The 1870-nt window shown below is 38.4% G+C and carries 2 protein-coding genes; one reads left to right on the top strand and one right to left on the bottom strand.

The annotated features are described in order from the left end of the window. Positions 1 to 17 precede the first annotated feature (17 nt). Positions 18 to 1322 carry a S41 family peptidase gene (locus P20480_RS07145; RefSeq protein ID WP_370587957.1) on the top strand — a complete coding sequence of 435 codons (1305 nt, stop codon included), beginning with the start codon at positions 18 to 20 and terminating at the stop codon, positions 1320 to 1322. Positions 1323 to 1400: 78 nt separating this feature from the next. Here P20480_RS07145 and P20480_RS07150 read toward each other — a convergent pair whose 3' ends face one another. After that, the gene (locus P20480_RS07150) at positions 1401 to 1805 is read right to left on the bottom strand and encodes a hypothetical protein (protein ID WP_006792271.1); all 405 of its coding nucleotides are present in this window, start codon (positions 1803 to 1805) and stop codon (positions 1401 to 1403) included. Between the last annotated feature and the right edge of the window lie 65 nt (positions 1806 to 1870).

The raw sequence follows: 1870 nt of genomic DNA, 5'->3' as shown, positions 1-1870 counted from the left end.
AACAAGGAATGTCATGAATAAAAAACAAAAATATTTTTTTTGCAAGCACATTATGTATATTAAGCGCGTGTGGTGGTTCAGAAAACGAAGGGCAAGTAATTAGTTCTGATCCGCTTGTATGTGAATCTCAAACTGCACAAAACGAAGCTTTGTGGGATTACCTTCAAGCAGATTACCTCTGGAACGATCAGTTAAATACCTCAACCAATCCATCAACATTTGAATCATTAAACGATTTATTGACCGAAGTTCGCTCGCAAGTAGAACTAGATGAATACAGCTATGCAGTTACTGCGCAGGAATATGAAGACCAATATATTAATGCGAGTTACTTTGGTTATGGTCTATCAAATAAAGTTATGGCTAACGGTTTACTTGTAAGATATGTTTTTGATGATGGTAATGCTGCTGCTATGGGTTTAACAAGAGGCTCATTAATCACCACTATGAATGGCATCAATATTGAAGAGGCAATAGCTAACAACACTTTTGATTACGATGCTGTATTAGGCCCAAATGAAGAAGGCTACACAGTCGATGTAACCTGGTTAGATCTAAACGGTGAGGAACAAACAGGTACCATGTCTCGCTCAACCGTTAACAGCAACACAATACTAGATACACGCATTTTAGAAACCACTAAAGGTAAAGTTGGCTACCTAGTATTCAATAGTTTTGTAGAACGCAGTGCACAAGACCTAGATGGGACATTTTCATTATTCGAACAGGAAAACATAACCGAGCTTGTACTTGATTTACGTTACAACGGCGGTGGTTACATAAATATAGCAAAACAACTAGCAAGCCAAATAGCCGCAGAGCAAGTTTTAGGTAAACCTATGTTTAGCTATGAGTACAATAAAAATCGTAGCGCTAATAGCGTAAACTTTGAATTAAGCAATAACAAACCACGCCTAAACTTACCTCGCGTTGTGGTATTAACCACTGAGCAAACAGCATCGTCTAGCGAACTAGTAATTAATGCACTAAAGCCTCACATAGACGTTCAGGTTGTAGGGACTAGCACTAGAGGTAAACCCGTCGGCATGGATATAAATAAGCTATGCGACCATGTAGTATTCGCTATCAACTTTAAAATGGTGAATTCTGAGGGGTATGGCGACTACTTTAACGGTTTACCTGCAGATTGTTACGCCGAAGACACCATTAACGTAGATTGGGGTGATACAAAAGACCCTCTTTTAAACGAAGCGATCTACCTATTAACAAATAATAGCTGTTCAACATCTCAATCAGCTCAATTACCGAAACAAAAATCCTTTAAAAATAATTTTGGCTTATTTGACAAAAACACAATCTAAGTGCCTTAAATAAACACAAAAAAGCCCCAGCAGGTTAAACCTAGCTGGGGCTTTTTTTAAAATATGCTTGCTAAAAGCTTATAAAGAAAGCTCTTCTTTAGCGCGATTTAAGTTGTGCGATACCATAGTGCTGTTAGACATTTGGTTAGCTTCGTACAAATCGGCTAATGCAGCTGTTTCGTTATTCGATTTCAAACGCGCTACACCACGGTTACTTAGTGCGTATGAAGTAAGCTGGCGTACTTTAAAACGTGGTGCGTCAGCATCCTTTAAAAGCGCAATTGCTTTAGTACAAACTTCTTCAGCTTGTGCATAGTTTTTTGACTTAACATTAAGTGCACAGCTGTTAAAAGATTGCTCAAGTGGCTGTGGCGCTGTGGCAGTTTCGATAACCATTAATTTGTAATCACTTTGATCAGCCATTGCAGCAGCTGAACAAGTAAGTAAAGAGCTAAGAGCGATAGTTTTGATAAAAGTTTTCATGGTCATAATCCTGTTTGGTTAAGTCGTGCTTGTTGCCGACAACTGAACTTTAGAGAATTCCCATC

It is taken from the genome of Pseudoalteromonas sp. BSi20480 (assembly GCF_000241365.1).
GTDB classification, from domain to species: domain Bacteria; phylum Pseudomonadota; class Gammaproteobacteria; order Enterobacterales; family Alteromonadaceae; genus Pseudoalteromonas; species Pseudoalteromonas marina.
Note: the sequence above shows the minus strand (reverse complement) of the source record. Positions and strands in the feature narration are given on the sequence as shown.